The sequence below is a fragment of the Thermomonas sp. genome (assembly GCF_023953935.1).
Lineage (GTDB): Bacteria > Pseudomonadota > Gammaproteobacteria > Xanthomonadales > Xanthomonadaceae > Thermomonas.
This window is the reverse complement of the sequence record NZ_JAMLIW010000002.1, coordinates 20,414-44,604: the sequence shown is the minus strand read 5'-3', so window position 1 is coordinate 44,604 and position 24,191 is coordinate 20,414. Positions and strand designations below refer to the sequence as shown.

General features: G+C 64.9%; 20 protein-coding genes. 11 read left to right on the top strand and 9 right to left on the bottom strand.

Annotated features, from left to right (window positions below; genetic code table 11):
- Window positions 1–6 precede the first annotated feature (6 nt).
- The 4 genes from M9902_RS02955 to M9902_RS02940 all read left to right on the top strand — a co-directional run bounded on the left by M9902_RS02955 (window position 7) and on the right by M9902_RS02940 (window position 6,586).
- Window positions 7–1,581 carry a hypothetical protein gene (locus M9902_RS02955; RefSeq protein WP_297221093.1) on the top strand — a complete coding sequence of 525 codons (1,575 nt, stop codon included), beginning with the start codon at window positions 7–9 and terminating at the stop codon, window positions 1,579–1,581.
- Between the two features lie 73 nt (window positions 1,582–1,654).
- Complete coding sequence (locus M9902_RS02950) at window positions 1,655–2,182, top strand: hypothetical protein (protein WP_297221091.1); 528 nt, start codon at window positions 1,655–1,657, stop codon at window positions 2,180–2,182.
- A 170-nt stretch (window positions 2,183–2,352) separates the two neighbouring features.
- Window positions 2,353–4,326, top strand: a complete 1,974-nt coding sequence (locus M9902_RS02945) for an oligopeptide transporter, OPT family (RefSeq protein ID WP_297221089.1) — start codon at window positions 2,353–2,355, stop codon at window positions 4,324–4,326.
- A 187-nt stretch (window positions 4,327–4,513) separates the two neighbouring features.
- Window positions 4,514–6,586 carry a S9 family peptidase gene (locus M9902_RS02940; protein WP_297221329.1) on the top strand — a complete coding sequence of 691 codons (2,073 nt, stop codon included), beginning with the start codon at window positions 4,514–4,516 and terminating at the stop codon, window positions 6,584–6,586.
- Between the two features lie 105 nt (window positions 6,587–6,691).
- On the opposite strand, the gene M9902_RS02935 is transcribed toward M9902_RS02940, so the two are convergent.
- The 3 genes from M9902_RS02935 to M9902_RS02925 are packed head-to-tail and all read right to left on the bottom strand — an operon-like array spanning window position 6,692 to window position 9,870.
- Window positions 6,692–7,687: a magnesium and cobalt transport protein CorA gene (locus M9902_RS02935; protein WP_297221088.1), complete on the bottom strand. Its 996-nt coding sequence runs from the start codon at window positions 7,685–7,687 to the stop codon at window positions 6,692–6,694.
- A 31-nt stretch (window positions 7,688–7,718) separates the two neighbouring features.
- Complete coding sequence (locus tag M9902_RS02930; protein ID WP_297221087.1) at window positions 7,719–9,005, bottom strand: DUF4105 domain-containing protein; 1,287 nt, start codon at window positions 9,003–9,005, stop codon at window positions 7,719–7,721.
- Window positions 8,992–9,870 carry a transporter associated domain-containing protein gene (locus M9902_RS02925; RefSeq protein ID WP_297221328.1) on the bottom strand — a complete coding sequence of 293 codons (879 nt, stop codon included), beginning with the start codon at window positions 9,868–9,870 and terminating at the stop codon, window positions 8,992–8,994. Before M9902_RS02925 ends, M9902_RS02930 begins: the two co-directional genes overlap by 14 nt.
- Window positions 9,871–9,993: 123 nt before the next feature.
- Here M9902_RS02925 and M9902_RS02920 point away from each other — a divergent pair, with 123 nt between their 5' ends.
- Window positions 9,994–11,544, top strand: coding sequence for a tetratricopeptide repeat protein (locus M9902_RS02920; RefSeq protein ID WP_297221086.1), 1,551 nt, complete (start codon window positions 9,994–9,996; stop codon window positions 11,542–11,544).
- 18 nt (window positions 11,545–11,562) lie between these two features.
- Here M9902_RS02920 and ybeY read toward each other — a convergent pair whose 3' ends face one another.
- Together ybeY and M9902_RS02910 are read right to left on the bottom strand one after the other, a co-directional pair.
- Window positions 11,563–12,045 carry an rRNA maturation RNase YbeY gene (ybeY, locus tag M9902_RS02915; protein WP_297221084.1) on the bottom strand — a complete coding sequence of 161 codons (483 nt, stop codon included), beginning with the start codon at window positions 12,043–12,045 and terminating at the stop codon, window positions 11,563–11,565.
- A gap of 63 nt (window positions 12,046–12,108) precedes the next feature.
- Window positions 12,109–13,086, bottom strand: a complete 978-nt coding sequence (locus M9902_RS02910; protein ID WP_297221083.1) for a PhoH family protein — start codon at window positions 13,084–13,086, stop codon at window positions 12,109–12,111.
- Between the two features lie 123 nt (window positions 13,087–13,209).
- Between M9902_RS02910 and M9902_RS02905 the strand changes: the two genes are divergently transcribed.
- Entirely contained in the window at window positions 13,210–14,865 is a 1,656-nt protein-coding gene (locus tag M9902_RS02905; protein WP_297221082.1) for an amidohydrolase, read from the top strand.
- Window positions 14,866–14,921: 56 nt separating this feature from the next.
- Here M9902_RS02905 and M9902_RS02900 read toward each other — a convergent pair whose 3' ends face one another.
- Complete coding sequence (locus M9902_RS02900) at window positions 14,922–15,695, bottom strand: TatD family hydrolase (RefSeq protein ID WP_297221080.1); 774 nt, start codon at window positions 15,693–15,695, stop codon at window positions 14,922–14,924.
- 1 nt (window position 15,696) lies between these two features.
- The gene (locus M9902_RS02895; protein WP_297174242.1) at window positions 15,697–15,930 is read right to left on the bottom strand and encodes a DUF6116 family protein; all 234 of its coding nucleotides are present in this window, start codon (window positions 15,928–15,930) and stop codon (window positions 15,697–15,699) included.
- Between the two features lie 211 nt (window positions 15,931–16,141).
- Here M9902_RS02895 and M9902_RS02890 point away from each other — a divergent pair, with 211 nt between their 5' ends.
- From M9902_RS02890 to M9902_RS02875, 4 genes are all read left to right on the top strand, one after another.
- A complete protein-coding gene (locus M9902_RS02890; protein WP_297221077.1) occupies window positions 16,142–17,305 on the top strand; it encodes an acyl-CoA dehydrogenase family protein in 1,164 nt (387 codons plus the stop codon).
- 222 nt (window positions 17,306–17,527) lie between these two features.
- A complete protein-coding gene (locus tag M9902_RS02885; protein WP_297221072.1) occupies window positions 17,528–19,801 on the top strand; it encodes a thiamine pyrophosphate-dependent enzyme in 2,274 nt (757 codons plus the stop codon).
- 56 nt (window positions 19,802–19,857) lie between these two features.
- The gene (locus M9902_RS02880) at window positions 19,858–20,118 is read left to right on the top strand and encodes a type II toxin-antitoxin system RelB/DinJ family antitoxin (RefSeq protein WP_297221070.1); all 261 of its coding nucleotides are present in this window, start codon (window positions 19,858–19,860) and stop codon (window positions 20,116–20,118) included.
- Window positions 20,119–20,137: 19 nt separating this feature from the next.
- On the top strand, window positions 20,138–20,437 hold the full coding sequence (locus M9902_RS02875; RefSeq protein ID WP_297221062.1) for a type II toxin-antitoxin system YafQ family toxin: 300 nt from the start codon (window positions 20,138–20,140) through the stop codon (window positions 20,435–20,437).
- A 51-nt stretch (window positions 20,438–20,488) separates the two neighbouring features.
- Here M9902_RS02875 and M9902_RS02870 read toward each other — a convergent pair whose 3' ends face one another.
- Window positions 20,489–22,150, bottom strand: a complete 1,662-nt coding sequence (locus tag M9902_RS02870) for an acetolactate synthase large subunit (RefSeq protein ID WP_297221060.1) — start codon at window positions 22,148–22,150, stop codon at window positions 20,489–20,491.
- Window positions 22,151–22,154: 4 nt separating this feature from the next.
- Window positions 22,155–23,771: an FAD-dependent oxidoreductase gene (locus M9902_RS02865; RefSeq protein ID WP_297221058.1), complete on the bottom strand. Its 1,617-nt coding sequence runs from the start codon at window positions 23,769–23,771 to the stop codon at window positions 22,155–22,157.
- A gap of 198 nt (window positions 23,772–23,969) precedes the next feature.
- On the opposite strand from M9902_RS02865, the gene M9902_RS02860 reads away from it, so the two are divergent.
- Entirely contained in the window at window positions 23,970–24,161 is a 192-nt protein-coding gene (locus M9902_RS02860) for a DUF1674 domain-containing protein (protein ID WP_297174227.1), read from the top strand.
- Window positions 24,162–24,191: the final 30 nt, after the last annotated feature.

Here is a 24,191-nt window from a genome sequence, read left to right as displayed (position 1 = left end):
CTCAAGGTGCCCGGCCTGTTTTGTCCGCGCTCTATTGCCGCCGTGCAGCGGGGCGGATTAACTCAGGCGTTAGAGCTCACAGGAAAGATTATGACAATTGACCTTAAAAGCATGCACTTTGGCGCGCCCGCTGCGGAACGCGACATCAATGTTGGACTCGCCGAGTATTTTTTTGAGTCTGAAGCCTTTAAAAGAATCTCCGATCGGAAAAGAACCATTCTTCTTGGAAATCGCGGAACAGGGAAAAGCGCGATCTTCAAAATATTGGGCGAGAGAGCCCGTGCAAGCGGCGAACTTGTACTAGAGCTCAATCCGGAAACATATTCGTATGAAATGCTTTCATCCATCCTCAGGTCGGAGAGCGAAGGTGCTTGGGCAAAGCACGGCGCTTTCTCATCCGCCTGGAAATACTTGATTCTCGTAAAAACGATGCAGGCACTTTCGAAGGTCGGTAAAAAGCTAAAAACTGGGCCTTCCGCAAAAATATATGAATATCTTCGCGACAAACACGCGGAGTCGCAGGATAACCCCATTTCTGTGCTAATTTCCTACCTCAAGCGGATAGAGGGACTGAAAGTCGGCACTTACGAGGCCAGTGTAAAGACCAGACAGCTGGCAAACTTATATCAACTTCAGGAGTTGGAACCCTTTTATGACCCTCTACGAGAGCTCCTCAAGTCCCAAAAAATTGTCATCATCATCGATGAGCTGGACAAGGGATGGGACAACTCAGAGGACGCCCGCGCTTTCGTCTCCGGTTTGTTTCAAGCCTCAATATGGTTAAACGAACAATTCTCAGGCCTAACTACATACATCTCATTGCGGCAAGAGTTGTACGACAGCATCCCGTCGCTTTACGACGATGCCCAGAAATATCGCGACCTAATTGAGACCATTCGCTGGAACGAGGAGTCCTTATTGACCGTCGCAGCGAACAGAATCAGACATTCGTTTCCAGAGCTGAAGGGCCGAACAGACCAAGAAGCTTGGAACGAGGTCTTTGCTGAAACGCTTGCTTACCGCAAAACGAAGTCATTCAATTACCTGGTTGACCGGACACTTTACCGCCCTCGTGAGCTAATTCAATTCTGCTCTGACGCAGTAGACGACGCCCGCAGTGGCGGCGCGGCGCCTATTGATTACAGCACCATATCGAGGGTGGAACTTGACTACTCGGCGTCGCGCAACAAAGACATCGCCTCAGAGTATAGATTCCAAACACCTGGGCTAGAAAACATATTCGAAGTTTTTCGCGGAAGAGTATATCTGTTTGACCGCTCCGAGTTAGAGTATCTTTGCCTACAAATTTGCGAGGGCGAGATCAAAACATCTTCTAGCTCGTCATGGATTCAAGAGCAGAGTTACGATTACCTAATAGACCTTCTGTGGAACATTGGTTTTCTTCGGGCGAAAGCGATTGGCGGCCTCAAAGCGCAGAGACGCAGCGGTAGTTCCTATGTAGGTCCCCATCAAGTTTCAACATTAAATTTGAACTCAATCAACAGCTTCCAAGTGCACCCTATGTTCAGGGCGGCATTGGGCATGAAAGAGCCCAAGAACGATCCCTCAGGCGAGCTCTAACAATTTATTCAAGTCGAAGCTGCTTCGCGGCTCGGCTTGATTCAAGAGTTAGGTGCCACAAGAGAATTCAAGCATGTCTATACACCTGGAAGAGGTCTTCGCCCAGTGCGGCGCCTTCTATCGCGACACTTCGATCCCTTGGCCAACCATCTTGTCTTATGAGGTCGGGATGCTGTTTCGTGAGCCTACATTTTGTGATGCAACTTACAAATTCGGCGGCTTAGCCGCCCCGCATAGATATTTAATCATTTCAGCTAACGCTCGGTGTGTGGACAGCTTTTCCGCTTACCCAGAGTGGGGTCTATGCATGTGGAAATCCGGGCGAATTTTTAAAGTCATCGCAAGGCACCGTACCGATGCATTTACGCAAATTACACTATTGGAAGTTCCAGACGATCTGCGTGAAGAGCTTACAACTGCCCAATTGAGTGAAATCGAACATGAGTTTGCTGAACGTGCCGGCGAGCAATTCCTGATTGCAGCAACTCTACCGCCTTTGCCGGAACATACGGATGCCTCGTGGCTTAGTCGCCTTGAATTTCCGCTAGGCATTAACGACAGTGGTGAGTTCTTTGAAAAATGGCAATATTGTGGCACCTAACAATTCGTTCAAGCCGACCCTGCTTCACGGACACTTGGCTAAGCGATTCAATATCGCAACCCGAGTGGAGACAGATGAGCAGGGAGAAGTCAGAGACCAACCCTTCCGCACTGGACTTGCCCGCCCGCAGCGGCTAGCGTTGCGCGGTTGCCTGTCTGAAAGGATCGCTGATGTCGAACCCGGGTGAGAAGGTGCCGCAGTTGACGCTGCGTGCGGTGGTGCTGGCAATCGTGCTGGCGGTGATCCTGTCGGCGGCCAATGCCTACCTGGGGTTGTTCGCGGGCTTGACCATCGCCACTGCCATCCCGGCGGCGGTGGTGTCGATGGGGGTGCTGCGGCTGCTTGGCGGCGGCAGCATCCTGGAGAACAACATCGTCCAGACCGGCGCGTCGGCGGGGTCGTCGATCGCGGCGGGGGTGATCTTCACCATCCCGGCGCTGATCATCCTGGGCTACTGGCAGGACTTCAAATATCTGTGGGTTCTGGCGATCGCGGGCCTGGGCGGGTTGCTGGGCGTGCTGTTCTCGGTGCCGCTGCGGCGTTCGATGATCGTGGAAGAGCCGCTGCCGTTCCCGGAGGGCAAGGCGGCGGCCGAGGTGCTCAAGGCCGGCGAGAATCCGGGGCCGGGGCTGAAGATCCTGGCGTTTTCGGCGACGCTGGGCGGGCTGATCAAGGCGGCCGCGGCCAGCGGCATGCGGCTGATCCCCGACACCGCCGCCGGGGCCGGGTTCTTCGGCAAGTACCTGGGCTACATGGGCACCAACCTGTCGCCGGCGCTGCTGGGGGTGGGCTACATCGTCGGGCTGAACATCGGGATTGTGGTCGTCTCCGGTTCGATCCTGTCCTGGCACATCGCGATCCCGATTTACCACGCCTTCTTCCTCGATGCCGATCCGGCGCTGGCGCAGTCGATCGTGGGCGCCAGCCCGGCCGATGTCGCCGGGGCGATCTGGTCGGCCAAGATCCGCTATTTGGGCGTCGGGGCGATGCTGATCGGCGGGGTGTGGACGCTGTTTTCGCTGCGCAAGTCGCTGCTGTCGGGCGTGAAGAGCGGGATTGCCGCCGCGCGCAAGGGCAGCGGTGAATTGGTGGCGGAAACCGAACGCGATCTGCCGATGAAGTGGATGCTGATCGCGCTGGTGGTGTTCGTGCTGCCGCTGCTGGGGCTGTACCAGGCCATCGTCGGCCTGTGGCACGTCAGCATCCCGATGGCGATCATCATGATCGTCGCCGGCTTCCTGTTCGTCTCGGTGTCGGCCTACCTGGCCGGGCTGGTGGGCAGTTCCAACAACCCGGTGTCAGGCATCACGATTGCCACCATCCTGTTCGCCTCGGCGGTGCTGCTGGTGCTGTTGGGCGAGGCCGGCAAGCAGGCGGTGGGGGTGAACGGCGCGCCGTTGGGAGCGGTGGCGGCGATCATGATCGGCGCGGTGGTGTGCTGCGCGGCGGCGGTGGGCGGCGACAACCTGCAGGATTTGAAGGCCGGTTACATCGTCGGCGCCACGCCGTGGAAGCAGCAGTTGATGCTCGGCATCGGCGCGTTTTCCTGCGCCCTGATCATGGCCCCGGTGCTGAGCCTGCTGGCGCAGGCCTACGGCATCGGCGCGCCCACGCCGGAGCACCCGAATGCGCTGTCGGCGCCGCAGGCCACGCTGATGGCCTCGGTGGCCAAGGGCATGTTCGGTGGCGAGTTGCCGTGGACGATCATCGCGATCGGCTGCGGGATCGGCGCGGTCATCATCGCGCTGGACGAATGGCTCAAGGCCAAAGGCAGCAGCTTCCGCGTGCCGGTACTGGCCGCCGCCATCGGCATCTACCTGCCGCTGGAACTGATGGTGCCGATCTTCCTTGGCGGCCTGCTGGCGTATCTGGTCGAAAAGCGCCACGGCATGGTCGGCACGAAGGACGAATCCGCGCGCGATCGTCTGCATCGTCCGGGCACCCTGTTCGCGGCCGGCCTGATCACCGGCGAGGCGCTGATGGGTATCCTCATCGCGATCCCGATCGTGGTCTCCGGCCGTGCTGACGTCATCGCCTTGCCTGAATTCCTGCAGCAAGGGCAGTGGGTGGGCCTGGCGGTGCTGGCCGTGGTCGGCTGGCTGCTCTACCGCACCGGCGCCAAGGCCAATCCGAACGCGACTTGATCGTCGTTCCTGCGAAAGCAGGAACCCATGGACGTTTGTTGCATGCATCGAACGACCATGGATACTCGGACATTCGTATGTGAAACGATGCCCGCCTGCGTGGGGATGGACGAGCGAATGCCGCTCGTATCGGCGAGGTATCAGAGGTATCAAAGAATCCGCCATGAAACTTAGCAAGGACACCGCCATGAAACTCCATCACGCCGTTCTCCCGCTTGCCCTCGCCCTGGCGCTGCCGACGCTGGCCAACGCCGCGCCGGCCCGCCACGGCCTCAGCCCGCAGGAGATGATCCAGCTCGACCGCTATTCCTCGCCCACGCTGTCACCGGACGGGCGTTTCCTGGTGTTTTCCAAGCGCGTACTCGACCCGGCCACCGGCAAGGCCAGCAGTTCGCTGTGGCTGCGCAATCTCGTGACGCGCGACAACGTGCCGCCGCACCAGATCAGCCCGGAAGGGTGGAACGTCAATTCGCCGGCGTTTTCGCCGGATGGCCGCACGCTCTACTTCCTGAGCGGCAAATCCGGATCGAGCCAGCTGTATGCGATGCCGACCGAGGGCGGTGAGCCGCGCCAGCTCAGCAACTTCCCGCTCGACGTCGACGGCTACAAGCTTTCGCCCAATGGCAATCAGGCGGCGCTGGCGTTTGCGGTGTTTCCGGAGTGCGCGGCGGATCTGGCCTGCACGAAGAAGAAGCTGGATGAGGTCGCGGCGCGCAAGGCCAGCGGCGTCACCTTCGACCGCATGTTCATCCGCCACTGGGACACCTGGAACGATGGTCGCTTGAACCGCGTGTTCGCGGCGCCGCTGGGCGGCGAGGGCCAGCTGACCACCGCCACCCTGCTCAGTGGCGGCATCCACGGCGACATCCCCTCCAAGCCCTTCGGCGATCTGTCGGATTTCGCCTGGTCGCCGGACGGCAAGCAGGTGGCGATGAGCGTGCGCCAGGCCAACCGCGAGGAGCCGTGGAGCACCAATTTCGACATCTGGCTGGTCAATGCCGACGGCAGCGGCGCGCGCAACCTGACCGCCGCCAACCCCGCCTGGGATGCCGGCCCGGTGTTTTCCGCCGACGGCAAGACGCTGTACTACCGGGCGATGAAGCGCCCCGGCTTCGAGGCCGATCGGTTCGGGCTGATGGCGATGAACCTGGCCGACGGAAAGATTCGCGAAATCGATCCGCAGTGGGACCGCAGCGCCGATGGCATCACCCTGTCGGCCGATGGCGGGACGATCTATACCACCGCCTCCGACATGGGCCAGCATCCGTTGTTCGCGGTGGACGTGACCACCGGCGCGACGCGCAAGGTCGTCGGTGACGGCAGCGTGTCCAGCGTCGCCCTCGCTGGCGACACGCTGGCGATTTCACGCAACTCGATGCGCAGCGGCGACGTGATCTACACCACCGGCACCGATGGCCATTCCTCATTGCGCCAGATCACCCCGAGCGCGCAGGACATGCTGCCGAACGTGGCCTGGGGCGAGTACGAGCAGTTCAGCTTCACCGGCTGGAACAACGAAACCGTGCACGGCTACGTAGTCAAGCCGTGGAACTACGAGGCCGGCAAGCAATACCCGGTCGCCTTCCTGATCCACGGCGGTCCGCAGGGCAGCTTCGGTGATGGCTGGAGCTACCGCTGGAATCCGCAGACCTACGCCGGCCAGGGCTATGCGGTGGTGATGATCGATTTCCACGGCAGCACCGGCTATGGCCAGGCCTTCACCGATGCGATCAGCCAGCACTGGGGCGACCGCCCGCTGGAAGACCTGAAAGCCGGCTGGGCCGCCGCGCAGGCGAAGTATTCCTTCCTCGACGGCAACCGCGCCTGCGCGCTGGGCGCCAGCTACGGCGGTTTCATGGCCTACTGGATCGCCGGCAACTGGAACCAACCGTGGAAGTGCATCGTCTCCCACGACGGCGTGTTCGACAATTTCCTGATGGGCTATGCGACCGAAGAGCTGTGGTTTTCGGAATGGGAAAACGGCGGCACGCCGTATGACAACCCGGAAAGCTACCAGCGCTTCAACCCGGCCAACTACGTCAAGAACTGGCGCGCGCCGATCCTGATCATCCACGGCCAGCAGGATTTCCGGATCCCGGTGGAGCAGGGCATCGCCGCCTTCACCGCCGCCCAGCGCCGCGGGGTCGAATCGAAGTTCCTGTACTTCCCGGACGAGAACCATTGGGTGCTCAAGCCCGCCAACAGCCTGCTCTGGCACACCACCGTCAACGACTGGCTGCGCGCGCATATCGGGAAGTAAGGCAGCGGTCGCGGGCAGGGCCCGCTCCTGCATGAGAATTTGCAGGAGCGCCCCTGCGCTCGACATGGACATTGTGGGAGCGCGCCCTGCGCGCGACGCGGTGTGCTACAGCCAGTCGATCTTCTTGAGGTAGTAGTACAAGGTCAGGCAAGCCAGGATCACGACGCCGATCAGAATGGCGTAGCTGTAGCGGCCTGGCAGTTCCGGCATGTGTTCGAAGTTCATGCCGTACCAGCTGGTGATCAGGGTCGGCGCGGCCAGCAGAGCGGCCCAGCCGGCCAGCTTCTTGACGATCTCGCCCTGTGCCACCGTCACCAGCGACAGGTTCACGTTCATCGCCGCGGCGACCATTTCACGCAGGGTGTCGATGGTGTCGCCGACGCGTCGCGCGTGGTCGTGGACGTCGCGGAAATACGGCCGCACTTCCTCGGGGATGGCAAATGCCGGGGTGCGGGTGATCTGCGACAGGATGTCCTGCATCGGTGCGGCCGCCAGCCGCATCCGGGTCAGTTCCTTGCGCAGTTCGTACAGGCGCTGGATGGTGCCTCGCTTGTAGCTTTCGGCGAACACGTCCTGTTCCAGCGCATCGAGTTCGTTCTCGAAATCGGAGGCGATCGGCTGGTAATTGTCGACCACGAAATCCAGCACCGCGTGCAACGCCGCACTCGGGCCCAGCGCCAGCGCTTCCGGTTCGCGTTCCATCCGTTGGCGGACGCTGGCATAGCTCAGCGATGCCCCGTGCCGGACCGTGATCAGGAAACGCGGGCCGACGAAGATCTGGGTTTCGCCGAAAGCGACGTGGCCATTGACTTTCTGCGCAGTGTGCACGGCGACGAACAGGCTGTTGCCGTAGGCCTCGATCTTGGGACGCTGGTGCGCGCTCTGGGCGTCCTCGATGGCAAGGTCGTGCAGGCCGAACTCTTCCTGCAATTTGACCAGCAGGTGGGCGTCGGGCTCGTACAGGCCGACCCAGACAAAGCTGCCGTCGTCCACGGCCAGCACGTCGCTGATGGCGTCGAGGCTGATGTCGCGGCGTTGGCCGTGACGATCGTAGGCGGCGCAGTTGACCACGCATTGGGTCAGGGCGAGGGTGTCATTCATCGGCGAATCCTGCGCTGCTTGAATCGCCTGATCAAGTCGCGGCGGCGGTGCTGCGTCCCCAGCGCCAGGCCAGCGCCGCGTGCAGGGGCAGCAGCAGGGCGATCCAGTGGCCATTGCGCTGCGGGAAAACCTGCAGCCACAGCGGCAGGCAGGCCAGCGCGGCGAGAACGGCGACGGCCAGAAGCAGGAAACGGAATCGCGCCGATGGCTGGCGCCCGCGCAGCAGTGCCAGCGCCCCCGGCAGCAGCAGCAGGCACAGCGGATCCAGCAGCAACAGATTGCGATTGGCCCAGAGCGCGCGGTGTTCGGTGAAGCCCCAGGCCAGCGCCAGCGTCAGCCCAAGCACGCCGCACAGCAGCCAGAAACCGGCGGCCAATGCCGCCAGCGGACGAGTACTGCGCGTTCCGGCATTGCCGATCAGCAGCGCCAGCGCAATGCCTGCCAACAGCCACGGCCACAGCGGCACGCTGCCGTCTTCGGGTTCTGCGGCCAGCCGCTGCGGCAACAGCTCCACCTCCTGGGTGACCAGCGGGCGGCCATCGTCGAGGCGGATCTGGCGCAAGTCATCGGCGAGGCGACGCGGCAGGAAATCCTGCTGCCAGCGGGTCAGGGCGCGATCGTTCGACGGCCCCAGCGCGATGTCGAAACCGACCCAAAGCCACGGTGCCGGCGCGGCCAGCCGCAGCGATTCGCTGCGGTAGCTGTCGCCGCTGGAGCGGTTTTCGGTCTGGCGCCGCAGCCGTCCATCCAGCGCACGGTCGAGCGCGTCGCGCACCTTGGTGGTGCAGTTGCTGGTGAAGTAGTCGTAGTGGTAGCGGGCGTTCTCGGGACGGGCGTTTTCCGCCAGCGCGGCCGCCAGCGCGCGCGCCTGGGCGGGGCTCAGGTCCAGCCACTGCACACGCACGCCGCGGCCGACCCGGCGGTAGTAGTCCAGGTCCTCGGACAGCGGCAGGGCCACCAGCATGTATTGCATCCGTCCTTCGATGAAGCGACGCATGAATCCGGCCTCGTGCAGGTCGAAGAAGCCGAAGTTGTAGCTGGTCGGTTCGACCAGGGTGGGATCGGCGACCACGATCGAGTCGTGGCCGAAGCGTTCCCAGAAGATATCCCCCGGGCCCATGGTGAGCACGCCGATCCGCGGCGGCTCCGCGGCAGCCGGCGCAGCGGGTTCAGGCGCGGAAACCGGGGCCGATGCCGGCACCGCCGCAACCGCCAGCCGCAGTGCGCCCAGGGCCAGCAGGAGCAATGGAAGCAGGATGCAGAGCAGGCGCCGGGCGGTGCTGTCGCTGCCGCCGCGCCGGCGCTCACTGCTCGGCATCGACGCTCACCAGCAGCGCGATCAGGCGCCGGGCATCGGCGCGGGCGACCCGGAAGGCGAAGCGACCGAGGGTGAGTTCTTCGCCAGCCTCGGGCAGATGGCCGATGGCATCGGTGATGACGCCGCCGATGGTGTCGTATTCGTCGTCGGGGAAGTCCGCGCCGAAGCGCTCGTTGAAATCGGCGATCGGGGTCAGGGCGTCGACCACGAACTGGCCGTCGGCCTGCGCGGCGATCAGGGTGCCTTCGTCGCCGGCCTCGTCGTGCTCGTCGTCGATTTCACCGACGATCTGCTCCAGCACGTCCTCGATGGTCAACAGGCCGGAGACGCCGCCGTATTCGTCGATGACGATCGCCATGTGGTTGCGCGACTGCCGGAACTCGCGCAGCAGCACGTTGAGGTTCTTGGACTCCGGGATCAGCACCGCCGGGCGCAGCAGGGAATGGATGGTGGCCTGGCCGTGCTCGGTGGCGACGGCGCGCAGCAGGTCCTTGGCCAGCAGGATGCCGAGGATCTCGTCCTTGTCCTCGCCATGCACCGGGAAACGCGAATGGCCGGATTCGACGACCTGGGCGATCAGCTCCGGCAGGCTGGCGTCGGCGGGCAGGGTGACCATCTGGGCACGCGCGACCATCACGTCGCCGACGGTCATGTCGGCCACGCCGATGGCTCCTTCCAGCATGCGCAGGGTGTCCGCGCCGATCACGCCGTCGGTCTGCACGTCACGCAGCAGTTCGATCAGGTCTTCGGGGGTGGTGGGTTCGCCGGACAGCGCGGAGCTGATCCGGTCCAGCCAGGAGCGGTGGCCTTTGTCCGACGATTTCTCTTCGGGTTCGGCGGCGGTTCGACTGTCGTCCTCGGGCATTGGGTGCATTGGCGGATGTCTGAAACGCCGCCAGTCTAGCGAATCACGGCGCCCCGCGCCGGGTGGGCATGGTGCGAACGCCGGATTCCACGAATAATTGGCGCGTTGCTGCGGGAGGACCCCATGCGTCATTTGTCCGAAATCGGAGATGCAACAGCGGTGCGCAAGGCGCTTGCGGCGGTTGCGCTGCTGCTGGTCTTCGTGCTGACCGCCTGTTCGAAGCCCGCCGCACCGCCGCCGGCGAGCGCCCAGGCCACGGCGTCGCAATCCTCGCGGGCCGCGCCGACCGGGCAATTCCTGATCGGGGTCCTGCCGCTGGCCACCGCAGCCGACACCCCGGCCTATCTGGGCGATGGCATTGCCCGCCACCTGTCCGATGCGCTCGCCCGCACGCCGGCGCTGGCGACCATCGCGCCGGCATCGGCGTTCCGATTGCGCGATTCGGCGGAACTCACCCCGCAGATCGGGCAGCGGCTGGGTGCGACCCACCTGCTGCGCGGCAAGCTCACCCAACGCGGCGATCGTCTGCTGCTGGATCTGGACTTCGTCCGCGCCGGCGATGGCCAGAGCCTGTGGCACGAAACGCTGGACCGCTCTGCCGCGGAGCTGCCGGGTTTGGCGGAGCTGATCGCGGCGCGGATCGCCGCGGTGCTGAAAGTGTCGAGGGCGGCACTGGCCACCGCGCCGGACCTGCCGCCCGGCGGCAGCGCGCTGGCGTTCGACGCCTTGCTGAAAGGCGAGTGGGCCATGCAGCGCGGCGATCCGGCAGCGCAGCAGGCAGCGCTCGGGTTTTTCGCCAATGCAATCGCCATCGATCCGCGCTGGGGACGGCCGCACGCCATGCAGGCGCTGGTGCGGTTGCGACAGCTGGCGCTGCGCGATGCGGCGGCCGGCCCGGTGGAAGCGCTGCGCGAGCAGGCGCGGCTGGATACCGAAGCGGCGCTCAGGCTCGATCCCTCCGATCCGCTCGCGCACCGCGTCCGCGCGCTGTGGCTGGGCGACGTGGCCCTCGATGCGGTCAGCGCGGAGCAGGAGATCCGCAGCGGGCTGGCCTTGCAGCCGGATGACCCGGCCCTGCTCGGGATGCTGGCCGTGCGCCAGACCGGCTTCGGGCAGATGGAGGCGGCCGCGGCCACGCTGCGGCAGGCGCTGCGCCGAGATCCACTGTCCGCGTCGATGCTCTACCAGATGGGCTATGTCGAATTGGCGCTGGTCGATTACAGCCAGGCCGAGACGGCGCTGCGGCGCGCGCGTGACCTGGAACCGCGTCTGCCGCTGGTGCATGCGTTCCTTGCCGTGGCCCTGTTTCAGCAAAACCGGACCCGGGAGGCGATTGATGCGGCGCGCAGCGAGCCGCTGCCGCTGTGGCGGGAGTATGCGCTGGCGATGGCGTACTGGGCGGCCGGCGATCGCGCCAATTCTGAAGCCGCCCTGCAGGCGCTGATCCGTGATCACGGCCGGGATGCGCCCACCCAGATCGCCGGTATTTATGCCCAGCGCGACGATCGCGAGGCCTTGTTCCACTGGCTGGACGTGGCCCGCCGCAGCGGCGACCCGGGAATCGTGGAAATCCGCTACATGCCGTTCCTGGCGCGCTATGCCGACGATCCGCGTTTCAAGGCGATCCTGCGGGACCTGGATATCGCCGGCTCGGGGGCATCGCCCGACAATTGAAGCGGCAATGACGGGGGCTCAATCCTCGCGGTAGGGGTCGGGCAAGCCCAACCCGGCCAGGATCTCGCGCTCCAGCTGCTCCATCGCCTCGGCTTCGCGCGGGTCTTCGTGGTCCCAGCCGAGCAGATGCAGGCAGCCGTGCACGATCAGGTGGGCGTAGTGGGCGGCCAGTGGCTTGCCTTGTTCCTTCGCCTCGCGTGCCACCACCGGCGCGCACAGCACCAGGTCGCCCAGCAGCGGCAGCGTCACGCCCTTGGGCAGACCCTCGGGCAGCTCGGCGGGGAAGCTCAGCACATTGGTGGCGTAATCCTTGCCGCGGTAATGGCGATTGAGCGCGCGCCCCTCGCGCGCACCGACCAGCCGGATCGCCAAGTCTGCTTCACGAATCCGCCCGTTCAGCGCCGCCGCCACCCATTTGCGAAAACTCGTCGCTGCCGGGATTCCCTTGCGCGGCAGCGCATAGCCGACGGCGACTTCGAGATGGACGGGCCCTTGGGTCATTCGGGAGACCTCTGGCAGCTTGATGAAGATTCCTGATGCGGTTTGGCGTCGAAACAGCGAATTTCAGGATTCCGCGTTTCGTCCGTCGCGCGCATCGTAAGCGTTGACGATACGCGCCACCAGCGGATGCCGCACCACGTCGCGGGCTTCGAAGAAGGTGAAGCTGACGCCTTCCACGCCGCGCAGCACTTCGACCGCGTCCTTGAGGCCGGATTTCTGGTGCTTGGGCAGATCAATCTGGGTGAGGTCGCCGGTGATGACCGCGGTGCTGCCGAAGCCGAGCCGGGTCAGGAACATCTTCATCTGCTCGATGCTGGTGTTCTGCGCTTCGTCGAGGATCACGAAAGCATCGTTCAGGGTGCGCCCGCGCATGTAGGCCAGCGGGGCAATCTCGATGACGTTGCGTTCCAGCAGCCGCATTACCTTGTCCAGGCCGAGCATTTCGTACAGCGCGTCGTAGAGCGGGCGCAGGTAGGGGTCGACCTTCTGGGTGAGATCGCCGGGCAGGAAGCCCAACTTCTCGCCAGCTTCGACCGCTGGTCGCACCAGGATCAGGCGTTGCACCCGCGACTGGTTCAGCGCCTCGACCGCCATCGCCACCGCGAGGAAGGTCTTGCCGGTGCCGGCCGGGCCGACGCCGAAATTGATGTCGTGGCGGGTGATCGCCTGCAGGTAATGGCGCTGGTTGTCGCCGCGCCCGCGCAGGGTGCCGCGCTTGACCCGGATCGCCACGTCTTGCGAAGTGTGGTCGCCGGCTGGGCCGGGCGTCGGGGTATCGCCGGCGAACGCACCCAGGCGCAGGTGCACCGCTTGTTCGTCCAGCACTTCGCCGGCGGTTTCGTCCCAGAGCAGGCGCAGCAGGCGTTCGGCCTGCGCGGTGGCCTTGTCGTCTTCGCCGCTGACGCGGAACACGCAGCCACGATTGGCGATTTCCACCCCCAGCCGCAGTTCTATCAGGCGCAGATGGGCGTCGAACGGGCCGCACAGGTTGGCGAGCCGCTCGAGGTCGTCGGGTTCCAGGCTGAAGTCGTGCTGTGGCATGCAGCGTGCAGATTAGCGCGGCGCTGGCTCTGTCGTCACGCGCGGGCATCCACAGCCACCCGTGCGCTTGCTGTTGTGTATGGTTTGTCGCATCGTTCGCACGGTACCCCCGGGGCAATCACCATGCACAGATTCTTTCTTGCCGTGCTGCTGGCGCTCGCCGCCGGGCCGCTGGCAGCGGTTGATGTCACCATCCTGACGGCGCATCGCATCCACACCATGGACACGAACCAGCCGCAGGCGCAGGCGATGGCCTATGACGCATCCGGCAAGATCCTGGCGCTGGGCGATGCCGCCAGCTTGTTGCAACGCTATCCGGCTGCGCGCCGGCTCGATGTGGGCGCCGCCACGGTTGTGCCGGGGCTGATCGATGCGCATGGACACCTGCCCTCGTTGGGAATGAGTTTCCTGCAGGTCGATCTCAACGGCACCCGCAGCAAGGCGGAAATCCTTGCCCGGCTGAAGACATTCGCGGCGACGCTGCCCAAGGGCGCGTGGTTGACCGGACGCGGCTGGGACCAGAACGACTGGCCCGAGCAGGCGTTTCCCACGGCGGCCGATCTGGATGCGGCGTTCCCGGATCGCCCGATCTGGCTGCGCCGGGTCGATGGCCATGCCGGCTGGGCCAATTCCGCGGCGCTGCGCGCGGTCAAGCGTGACCTCAGCGGCAGCTGGCAGCCGGATGGCGGGGTGATCCGGCGCGACGCGCAGGGTCGTCCCGATGGCGTGTTCATCGACAACGCGATGGACCTGATGGACGCGACCGTCCCGGCGCCGGATGCGGCGACGCTGGAGCACGCGCTGGAATTGGCGATGCACGCTGCCGTCGCCGACGGACTGACCGGCGTGCACGACGCCGGTATCACCCTCGAAGAGCTGCGCGCTTACCAGCACCTGGCCGACCAAGGGAAGCTGCCGCTGCGGGTTTACGCGATGGCCTTTGGCGATGGTCCGGCGCTGGACTGGCTGTGCGCCAACGGGCTGTATCGGCACCCCTCCGGGCGCCTGCAGATGCGCACGGTGAAGCTGTTTGCCGACGGCGCGCTCGGCAGCCGCGGCGCGGCCCTGTTGCAGGATTACAGCGATGACCACGGCAACCGCGGGCTGTACGTCACCAGTCCCGAGGCGATGGCGGCGGCGACCGTGAAGGCCAGGCGCTGCGGCGTGCAGGTCGCCACCCACGCGATTGGCGATCGCGGCATCCGCATGACCCTCGATGCCTACGCGCATGCGCTCGGCACTGACAGCGGCAGCGACCACCGCTGGCGCATCGAGCATGTGCAGGTGCTGGCGCCCGAGGACTTGCCGCGCTTGGTGCAGCTGCATCTGGTCGCTTCGATGCAGCCCACCCATGCGACCTCCGACATGCCGTGGGCGCAAGCCCGGCTGGGGCCGCAGCGCGTGGTGTGGGCTTACGCCTGGCGCAAGGTGCGCGATGCCGGCGTGCCACTGGCGCTGGGGTCGGATTTCCCGGTCGAATCACCGGATCCGCGTCTGGGCCTGTATGCCGCCGTGACCCGCGAAGATGCACAAGGCAATCCGCCGGGAGGCTGGTATCCGGATGAAAAGCTGACCGCGTTCGAAGCCCTGCGTGGCTTTACCCTCGGCGCTGCCTACGCCGGTTTTGCCGAAATCGAGATCGGCAGCCTCGCGATCGGCAAGCGCGCCGATTTCGTGGTGCTGGCACAGGATCCGCTGGCGGTACCGGAGGCGCAGCTGCGTACGCTTGCCGTCAAGGCGACTTACGTGGACGGCAAGCCGGTGTTCGAAGCGCCCTGATCGCGGCAAGGCGCAGGCTCTGGTGCCCTCAGCCTGGTGCCCTCAGTCCGGTGCCCTCAGGCCGAGGATTGCAGCTTGAACAGCCGCCGTGCATTGGCGCAGGTGGCCTCGGCGATCCGCTCGCGCGGCGCATCGCGCAGCACGGCTACCACGTCCAGCACCTCGACCAGGTGCGCCGGTTCGTTGCGCTGGCCGCGCTGGGCGACGCCGGGCTGGTCCGGGCTGTCGGTTTCCAGCAACAGCTGTTCCAGCGGCATCGTTGCCACGACGCTCCGCAGGCGGTGCGCGCGTTCGTAGGTGACGGGCCCGCCGATGCCGAGCAGGAAGCCGAGTTTGTGCAGCTGCGCCGCCTGTTCGGCGCTGCCGGGAAAACTGTGCACCGCCCCGCGCAGGCCACCGATCTTGCGGATCGCGGTGATCACCGCGTCCACCGCGCGGCGTGCGTGCACGATCACCGGCAGATCGAACTCGCGCGCCAGCCGCAGTTGTCCATCGAAATAATCATGCTGCACATCGACATCGAGGCCTTCGACAAAAAAATCCAGTCCGCATTCGCCGATCGCGACCGGACGTTCCCGCGCGATCCAGTCGCGCAGTGCATGCAGGTGTTCCGGTCGGTGATCGGCCAGGAACATCGGATGCAGGCCGTAGGCAGGATACAGGCCGGGATGGCTTGCGCAGACCTGCCTGAGTTTTAGCCAGCCGTCGGCAGATATGGCGGGAACGATCTGAACGTCAATGCCCGCAGCCTGCGCACGGGCGAGCGCGGCGTCGCGGTCGGTGTCGAAGTCCGCAGCGTCGAAGTGGCTGTGACTGTCGATCAGGCGCATCTCAGCGCCGGACTTCGCCGTCGATCGGGGGGCGCGGGTCGGGTTCGGCCGCATCCGGTTTCTTCAACCGGGCCAGCAGCAGTGTTCCAAGCCCCAGCAGGATTTCATCGGCAAACGGTATGAAGTCCGGGATCGCGACGTCGAACAGGAACAGCGCAGCGGCGATGACGAACAGGCGCGGGAAGCTCAGCTTGCCCAGCCACTGCAACAGCCGTTGGGTGAAGGGATTGACCATGTGGAAAAACTAGCACGCACGGCGGCAAGGTGAGCGCTGCGCTTGATTCGGTCCGGATCGTCCGTTCAGGTGGGCAGGGCCGGGGTGGTTTGCGAATCGTGCGCCGGGATCGGCGGGATCGTCGATTTGCATGGCATCGTGGGCGAATTGCACGTACCGGCTGGGCGCTGTGCACGGGTAAAATGGCGGTTTCACCAAAACGAGTGCGGCCATGGCCCTCAATCCCGTTGATCTGTTCGATGTCCGCTCCCTCCTGACCGATGACGAACGCGCGGTGCAGGACACCGTGGCGCGCTTTACCGATGCGCGCGTGATCCCGATCATCGGTGAGGCCTTCGACCAGGGCCGCTTCCCGAAGGAACTGGTACCGGAAATCGCCGAACTCGGCCTGCTCGGCTCCTCGCTGCCGGAGAAATACGGCTGCGCCGGTTTGAACGGCGTCAGCTATGGCCTGATCTGCCAGGAACTGGAACGCGGTGATTCCGGCATCCGCAGCTTCGTGTCGGTGCAGAGCTCGCTGTGCATGTACCCCATTTATGCCTACGGCAGCGAAGAACAGCGCCAGCGCTGGCTGCCGGACATGGCGGCAGGCAAGGTGATCGGCTGCTTTGGCCTGACCGAACCGCACGGCGGTTCCGACCCGGCCAACATGAAGACCCATGCCAAGCGCGATGGCGGTGACTGGGTGATCAACGGCAGCAAGATGTGGATCACCAATGGCAACCTCGCCGATATCGCGATCGTGTGGTCGCAGACCGACGACGGCATCCAGGGCTTCCTGCTGGAAAAGGGCATGCCCGGTTTCACTGCGCAAGAGATCAAGCACAAGATGAGCCTGCGCGCCTCGGTGACGAGCGCGCTGTTCTTCGACAACGTACGCGTGCCCGATTCCAGCCGCCTGCCCAATGTGAAGGGCCTGAAGGGTCCACTGGGCTGCCTCACGCAAGCGCGCTATGGCATCACTTGGGGCCCGATCGGCGCGGCGATTGCCTGCCTGCAGGAAGTGCTGGGCTATACCAAGGAGCGCATCCTGTTCGACCGTCCGGTGGCCGCCACACAGAGCGCACAGATCAAGATGGCCGACATGGCGCGCCGGATTACCCTCGCGCAATTGCTGGTGTTGCAGCTGGGTCGCCTGAAGGACGCCGGCACGATGGCACCGCAGCAGGTGAGCCTGGCCAAGTGGAACAACTGCCGCATGGCGATTGATATCGCCCGCCAATGCCGCGACCTGCTTGGCGGCGCCGGCATCACCACCGAGCACGCCGCGATCCGCCACGCGCTGAACCTCGAATCCGTGATCACCTACGAAGGCACCGAGACTGTGCACCAGCTGGTGATCGGCCGCGAACTGACCGGCATCAACGCGTTCTGAGTGCCTGTTTTCCTTCTCCCGCCGGGAGACAAATCGGCAGGACTGCCGATTTGCACGGCGTAAGCCGCCCGAAGGGCGAGGCACAAGGATGTGCCGAGTGTATGTGACCCGCAGTGCCGGATGAGGGTTCACTGCATCGAACCTTTGTCATTGCTCGCGTGCCAGTCCTCACCCCAACCCCTTTCCCGGCAGGAGAGGGACCAGGATCTCCATCACAACACCATGTTCAACACCGTCCCGAACCCCATTCCTGCCCGCATGAAGGGCCTCAACCGCGCTGAAATCTGCGACGTCAATTTCAGCGAATTCGTGAAGAACTGGGCCGGGTCGCCACGTCCAAAGCCGGCGCCAGGCGAGGCCATTCTCGACGGCAGCGCGCTCAACGCGCAGGGCTTTCGCGAGTTGTTCGAATCGCAATTGATCTCGCGCCACCTCGACTTGATGGCGCGGGTGCTGCGGGTGCAGAACAAGGTCTTCTACACCATTGGTTCGTCCGGCCACGAAGGCAATGCGATGGTGGCACGGGCGGCGCGGCATACGGATCCGGCCTTCTTGCACTACCGTTCCGGCGGCTTTATGGCAGAAAGGTTCAGGAAGTTGCCGGGGATGGATCCGATCATGGATTCGGCGCTGTCGTTTGCGGCGAGTGCGGAAGATCCGGCGTCGGGCGGCCGCCACAAGGTTTGGGGTAGCAAGCCGTTGTGGGTATTGCCGCAGACCTCGACGATTGCCTCGCACTTGCCGAAGGCGCTGGGTACGGCGGTGGCGATCGAAGCGGCCAAGCGCATCGGTCATGCCCTTCCGATTCCGGATGACAGCATCGCGATTTGCAGTTTTGGCGATGCCTCCAGCAACCATGCTACCGCGCAGACCGCGTTCAATGCGGCTTCGTGGACGGCCTATCAAAAGCTGCCCGCGCCGGTGTTGTACGTGTGCGAGGACAACGGTATCGGCATCTCGGTGAAAACCCCGGGCGGCTGGATTGCGGAAAACTTCAGGAACCGCCCCGACCTCGATTACTTCTTCGCCGATGGCCTGGACCTGGCCGCAGGCTATGGCGATGTGCTGCGGGCGGTGGAGCACTGCCGCAAGACCCGTCGCCCGACCTTCCTGCACCTGCGCACCAACCGCATCATGGGCCACGCCGGCACCGATTTCGAAATCGAATGGCGTTCGATCGAGGAATTGTGTGCGGTGGAAGCCGCCGATCCATTGCTGCGCAGTGCCGCCATCGCGCTGGAATCCGGCGCGATGAGCAAGGATGACATCCTCGCCTTGTACGAAGCCACCCGACAGAAGTGTTTTGCCGCTGCCGAAGACGCCGACCGGCGTCCGCGCATCGCAACGCTGGAACAGGTGATGGCGCCGCTGGCCCCGTACACGCCGGACAAGGTGGCCGCGGAAGCGGTGCGAATGCCGTCGCTGGAAGCACGCATCAAAGCCTTCGGCAGTGAAGACAAGTTGCCGGAGAAGCAAGTTCCCAGGCATCTGGCGATCCAGATCAATCAAGCGTTGCACGATTTGTTTGCGAAATATCCCGAGACGCTGCTGTTCGGCGAGGATGTGGCGCAGAAGGGCGGCGTGTACACCGTCACCAAGGGCCTGCACAAGGCGTTCGGCAACAAGCGCGTGTTCAACACGTTGCTGGATGAAACCATGATCCTCGGCATGGCGCAGGGCTTTGCCAATGTGGGCCTGCTGCCGATTCCCGAGATTCAATATCTGGCCTATCTGCACAACGCGATCGACCAGATTCGCGGCGAGGCCTGCTCGTTGCAGTTCTTCAGCAACAACCAGTTTGCCAACCCGATGCTGGTGCGCATTGCGGGTCTTGGCTACCAGCGCGGCTTCGGCGGGCATTTCCACAACGACAACTCGGTGACGGCGCTGCGCGATATTCCTGGCCTGGTCGTCGGCTGCCCCTCACGTGGCGATGACGCCGCGATGATGCTGCGCACGCTGGCTGCGCTGGCGAAAGTGGATGGCCGGGTGTGCGCCATCCTCGAACCGATCGCGCTGTACATGACCAAGGATCTGTACGAGGCCGGCGATGGCGGGTGGCTGACCGACTACCCTGCGCCTGACAAAGCCCTGACCTTGGGCGAGGAGCGCGTCTACAACCCCAAGGCGAAGGACTGCGTGATCTTCAGCTTCGGCAACGGCGTGCCGATGAGCCTGCGCGCCGCGCGCCAGATCGAAGCCAAACACGGCTGGAAGGTGCGCGTGGTGGATCTGCGCTGGTTGGTACCGCTGAACCACGCGGCGATTGCCAAACACGCGAGCGAATGCAAGCGCATCCTGGTGGTGGATGAAGGCCGTCACAGCGCCGGGATTGGCGAGGGCGTGATTACCGCGATTACCGAAGCCGGCCACGGCGGCAAGCCGCTGCAACGCGTCGTCGGTGCGGATACCTACACCCCGCTGGCGGGCGCGGCGTTCCTGGTCATTCCGAAGGATGAGGACATCGTGGCGGCGGCGAATGCGTTGGCGGGATGATTGATTTGCGGAATGAATAGGGGTACGTTGTGGGTACAAACGCGGCTATATTCGCCATGAATGCCTCCATCAAGACCCGTATCGAACCCGAACTGAAGGATCAAGCCGAGGCCACCCTGAGCGCCTTGGGCTTGGATCTGTCGTCGGGCATCCGTCTGTTCCTCAAGCAGGTGGTGCTGACGCAGGGCTTGCCATTCCCGGTGACCTTGCCCACGCCCAACACCGCGACGCAGAAGGCCATTGCGGATTCTTTCGCGGGACGCACCCGGCGTGCATCCTCGGTGAAGGCGCTGTTTGACGAGGCGGCAAAGGGCTGATCGCAAGATGGCGGCATCGGTGAGCAAGCGCGTTGTCCATGCCACCAGCCAGTTCCGCAAGGACCTCAAGCGTGCGCTCAAGCATCGCAAATGCGACGTTGGGGAATTGCGGGCCGTGATGCAGGCGATCGAGACCCGCAAGCCTCTGGACGCAAAATATCTGGATCATCTGCTGACCGGACGCTACCCGGATCAGAAAGGTGGCCACACCGATTGCCGTGAATGCCACACCAGCAACGATTGGCTGCTGGTGTATCGATTGCCCGATGACGGCAGCGTACATTTCATTCGCTGCGGCACGCATTCGGATTTGTTTTGAGACGACAGATCGACACCCAAGCGGGCGATACGTTGAAGCCTCGAAGTCTCCCTACGGCGCAAGCTTGCGCTTGAGCGCCAGTGCCAGCGGTTTCGGCAGGTTGGGCAGGCTGCGCAGCAGCCACGGCAGTACCTTGCGCTTGGCCCCGCCGAGCGATTCCGGGATCACTGCCTCGATCAGGCGCGGGCCGGGGTGGGCGAGGGCGTGTTCCAGCGCCTTGCAGAAATCACCGGCGCGGTCTGTGCGGACGGCGGGCACGCCCATGCCGCGCGCCAGTGCGGAAAAATCCAGCGTCGGTCCGTGCAGATCGAGCTGCGCGCGCGCCTTGGGCCCGCCGCCGCTGCCGGCGCCGACGCGATCCAGCTCGACATTGAGCACCGAGTAGCTGGCGTTGTTGAAGATGATCGCGACCACGTCGAGGCGTTCGCGGGCCATCGTCCACAGCGCCTGCAAGGTGTACATCGCGCTGCCATCGCCGACCAGGGCAATGACCTTGCGGTCCGGGCAGGCGATCGCGGCGCCGACCGCATTCGGCAGCGCTTGCCCGATCGCGCCTCCGGTCAATGTCAGCAGATCGTGACGGGTCGCACCGGCCGTCATCACGCCGAGCATCAGGCCGGAGGTGATCGCTTCGTCGATCACGATCGCGCGCTCGGGCAGCAGGTGGCCCAGCGCCTTGCAGACCTTGGGCGCGGTCAGCCGTCCGCGCGGGCGCGACGGACGCTGCGCCGGTTGCAGTGCGGGCGTTGCGGCGGCCGCGCCCAGTGCTTCGACCAAGCGTTGCAGACTGGCTATGGCGTCTTGATCGGGACGGGCGAGCGTGTGCACGGTACAGCCTGCCGGCACCAGCTCGCTGGCCTTGCCGGGATAGGCGAAAAACGACACCGGCGATTTCGCATCGACGAGGATCAGGTGTGCGATGCCGGAAAGTTGCAATGTCGCCATTTCGGCCAGATAGGCGATCCGCTCGACCGCCGGCAGGCCCGCGCCGCGTTCCAGCCGGGTCGGGAAGACCTCGCAGAACAGCTTCACGCCGCTGTGCGCGGCGAGCTTTGCGGCCGCCAGCAATCCCGGTTCGCACAGCGCCTGCCCGCCCAGCAGCAGCGCGCAGTTTTCGCCGCTGCCAATCGCCGCGGCGATGGCCGCAACCGTGGCGGCATCGGCGGGCGGCGGCACCGGCGGCGCGGGTGGCGGGCAGGGAATCCCACCTTCGCCCCAGGATACGTCGGCGGGCAGAATGAGTGTTGCGACCTGGCCAGGAAGCCCGCGCGCGGCGACGATCGCATCCACCGCATCGGCACACAGCGCGGCGGTGTTTTGCGAGGTGCGCACGAACCCAGGCGAGACGTTGCGCGCCACGGTTCCGATATCGGACTGCAACTGCGCGTCCAGCGGGACGTGGAAGGTCGCGTGGTCGCCGACGATATTGACCACCGGCACCTTGCCCTTGCGCGCGTTGTGCAGGTTGGCGAGGCCGTTGCCGAGGCCGCAACCCAGGTGCAGCAAGGTCGCGGCCGGCTTGCCGGCCATCCGCGCGTAACCGTCGGCGGCGCCGGTGGCCACGCCTTCGAACAGACACAGCACCGCCCGCATGCGCGGCTCGGAATCGAGCGCGGCAACGAAGTGCATTTCGCTGGTGCCGGGATTGCTGAAACAGACCTCGATGCCGGCATCGGCCAGCGTCTGCAGCAGGGCTTGGGCACCGTTGGGCATGGCCTCAGCCGGCTTTGATCGAACGTGCGGCGGCGCGCGCGGTGAGGATGCAGCCGGGCAGGAAGGTGCCTTCCAGCGAACGCTTGCCGCAGGAGCCGCCGCCGCCGAAGCCGGCGGCTTCGCCGACGCAGTAGAGCCCGTCGATCGGCTGGTCATTGCCGTCCAGCACGCGGCTGTCGAGATCGGTGCGCAGGCCACCGAGGCTCTTGCGGGTGATCAGCTGGGTCTGGATCGCGATGTAGGGGCCGGCGCCCAGCTGCTGCAATGGTGCCGGCTTGCAGGTGCGCAGGCGGTCCGGGCGCCATTGGCGCGCGTGCAGAATGGCGCGGATCTGGGCGTCGTTCTCGAGCGTCTTGCCATCGATGAAATTGGCATCGAAGGCGTCGACGGTGGCCTGCAGGATGTCCGGGTCGATGTGCTCGTGGCCGGTCAGCGCGTTCATCCGCGCCGCCAATCCCGCCAAGCTGTCATCGACCAGGAATTGCGGCACTTCGCGCTGCATCTGGTCCACCAGCCGCGCGTTGCCCAGCAGGGTTTCGCGCAGGAAGTGCAGGAACTGACGGTCGCGGATGCGCGGGTTGTGCTCGGCGCCGGAGATTGCGAATTCCTTGAGGGCAATGCGGCGATTGAGCAGGTGCCAGGTCCAGTGCGCGTCCTGCTCGGCAACGCGCCGACACAGCCAATTCGTGTCGAAGCCCGTCACCAGCGGTTCCGGGCCGATGCGGCGACCGCGGTGGTCCAGCCACAGCGCGGACTTGCAGGGAATCAGCGACAGGCCGTGGCCGGGGAAGTGCGGCTTGGGATGCGGGATGCCGGCGGCGTAGTTCCACATTTCGCCGGCGTGGGTGATCTGGGCGCCGAAACCGGTGGCGATCTGGTGCAGCTTGCCGTCGGAGAGCGGGCTGGCGCCGTTGAGCATCTGCGTTGGCAGCGGCTGCTGGATCGGCCAGTTGCGGCGCGCCTGGGCGTGGCTGCCGTTGATGCCGCCGGTGGCGATCACCACAACCGGCGCGTCCAGCCGCACTTCGGCGCCGGTGTCGTCATTGCGGGCGGTGGCACCGGCCATCCGCCCCAGTCCGTATTCCAGCCCGATCACGCTGTGCCGATGCAGCAGGGTGAGCTTGCCGCCGGCGCCGGCGGTGCGCAGGGCATCGGCGAGCGTGCGGACCATGCGCTGTGCGGTGCCCCAGATGACGTGGTAGCGCGGCAGGCTGTTGCCCTCGCCGAAGCGCCCGCGTTCGACCCAATTGACCGCCGGCAGAAAACCGATCCCGTGGGCTTCGAGCCAGTCGTGGACGTCGTTGCGCGAGCGCTCGACGTAGTGCTGCGCCCACAGGTAGGGCCAGGTGTCGTTGGGATCGAGTTCGCCGAAGCGCACCCAGTCGCGCAGCGCGCGCTCGGCGCTGTCCGGAATGCCGGCGCGTTCCTGCAGCGGGGTGCCGACCAGCGTCATGCCGCCGAACGCCCACAGCGCCAGCCCGCCGAAACGCTCGCGGGTGTCGCGGTCGACCAGGGCGACGCGATTGCCCGCGCGCAGGCATTCCAGCGCCGCCACGATCCCGGCCAGGCCGCCACCGATGACCAGAGCGTCGGATTGAACGTGCGATACCTCTGGCGTCATCCGCCACCTCCCGCGTCCATCATCGCCCGGGACGCGGCCGTGCGCCAGTCGGGAATCCGGGAGCGCGGAAACCGTGCGACAGTTCACGTTCCGCGCCCGCATTCATGGTCCGCCAGTCGCACGGGATCAACGTGATGCCTCGTGCATCACGGCGCGCGCTTGTCCCGACCGGCTGTCGCGACGTAGACTTTACCGGCAATGAACGCATCGACAGCAGACCAGCCTGAAATCGTGAAGATCCCGAACGAGGCGCCTCAGGCGGGGCCCGAGCTGGCCCCGAAGCCGCCGCAAACCCCCGCGCTGCCGCCGGAGTATGGTGGTCGCAAGAGCGGGCTGGAGCCCACGCGCTATGGCGACTGGGAGAAGGACGGCCGCTGCATCGATTTTTGATCCACGCTCACGCGGCCTCTGCCGCCACTA

Coding starts and splice junctions, on each gene's coding strand:
- M9902_RS02870 (WP_297221060.1), bottom strand. CDS start 22,150: ATGCCCAACGGTGCCCAAGCCCTGCTGCAGACGCTGGCCGATGCCGGC.
- M9902_RS02910 (WP_297221083.1), bottom strand. CDS start 13,086: ATGCCACAGCACGACTTCAGCCTGGAACCCGACGACCTCGAGCGGCTC.
- M9902_RS02900 (WP_297221080.1), bottom strand. CDS start 15,695: ATGCGCCTGATCGACAGTCACAGCCACTTCGACGCTGCGGACTTCGAC.
- M9902_RS02880 (WP_297221070.1), top strand. CDS start 19,858: ATGAATGCCTCCATCAAGACCCGTATCGAACCCGAACTGAAGGATCAA.
- M9902_RS02905 (WP_297221082.1), top strand. CDS start 13,210: ATGCACAGATTCTTTCTTGCCGTGCTGCTGGCGCTCGCCGCCGGGCCG.
- M9902_RS02925 (WP_297221328.1), bottom strand. CDS start 9,870: ATGCCCGAGGACGACAGTCGAACCGCCGCCGAACCCGAAGAGAAATCG.
- M9902_RS02865 (WP_297221058.1), bottom strand. CDS start 23,771: ATGACGCCAGAGGTATCGCACGTTCAATCCGACGCTCTGGTCATCGGT.
- M9902_RS02950 (WP_297221091.1), top strand. CDS start 1,655: ATGTCTATACACCTGGAAGAGGTCTTCGCCCAGTGCGGCGCCTTCTAT.
- M9902_RS02895 (WP_297174242.1), bottom strand. CDS start 15,930: ATGGTCAATCCCTTCACCCAACGGCTGTTGCAGTGGCTGGGCAAGCTG.
- ybeY (WP_297221084.1), bottom strand. CDS start 12,045: ATGACCCAAGGGCCCGTCCATCTCGAAGTCGCCGTCGGCTATGCGCTG.
- M9902_RS02935 (WP_297221088.1), bottom strand. CDS start 7,687: ATGAATGACACCCTCGCCCTGACCCAATGCGTGGTCAACTGCGCCGCC.
- M9902_RS02945 (WP_297221089.1), top strand. CDS start 2,353: ATGTCGAACCCGGGTGAGAAGGTGCCGCAGTTGACGCTGCGTGCGGTG.
- M9902_RS02885 (WP_297221072.1), top strand. CDS start 17,528: ATGTTCAACACCGTCCCGAACCCCATTCCTGCCCGCATGAAGGGCCTC.
- M9902_RS02940 (WP_297221329.1), top strand. CDS start 4,514: ATGAAACTCCATCACGCCGTTCTCCCGCTTGCCCTCGCCCTGGCGCTG.
- M9902_RS02920 (WP_297221086.1), top strand. CDS start 9,994: ATGCGTCATTTGTCCGAAATCGGAGATGCAACAGCGGTGCGCAAGGCG.
- M9902_RS02860 (WP_297174227.1), top strand. CDS start 23,970: ATGAACGCATCGACAGCAGACCAGCCTGAAATCGTGAAGATCCCGAAC.
- M9902_RS02890 (WP_297221077.1), top strand. CDS start 16,142: ATGGCCCTCAATCCCGTTGATCTGTTCGATGTCCGCTCCCTCCTGACC.
- M9902_RS02930 (WP_297221087.1), bottom strand. CDS start 9,005: ATGCCGAGCAGTGAGCGCCGGCGCGGCGGCAGCGACAGCACCGCCCGG.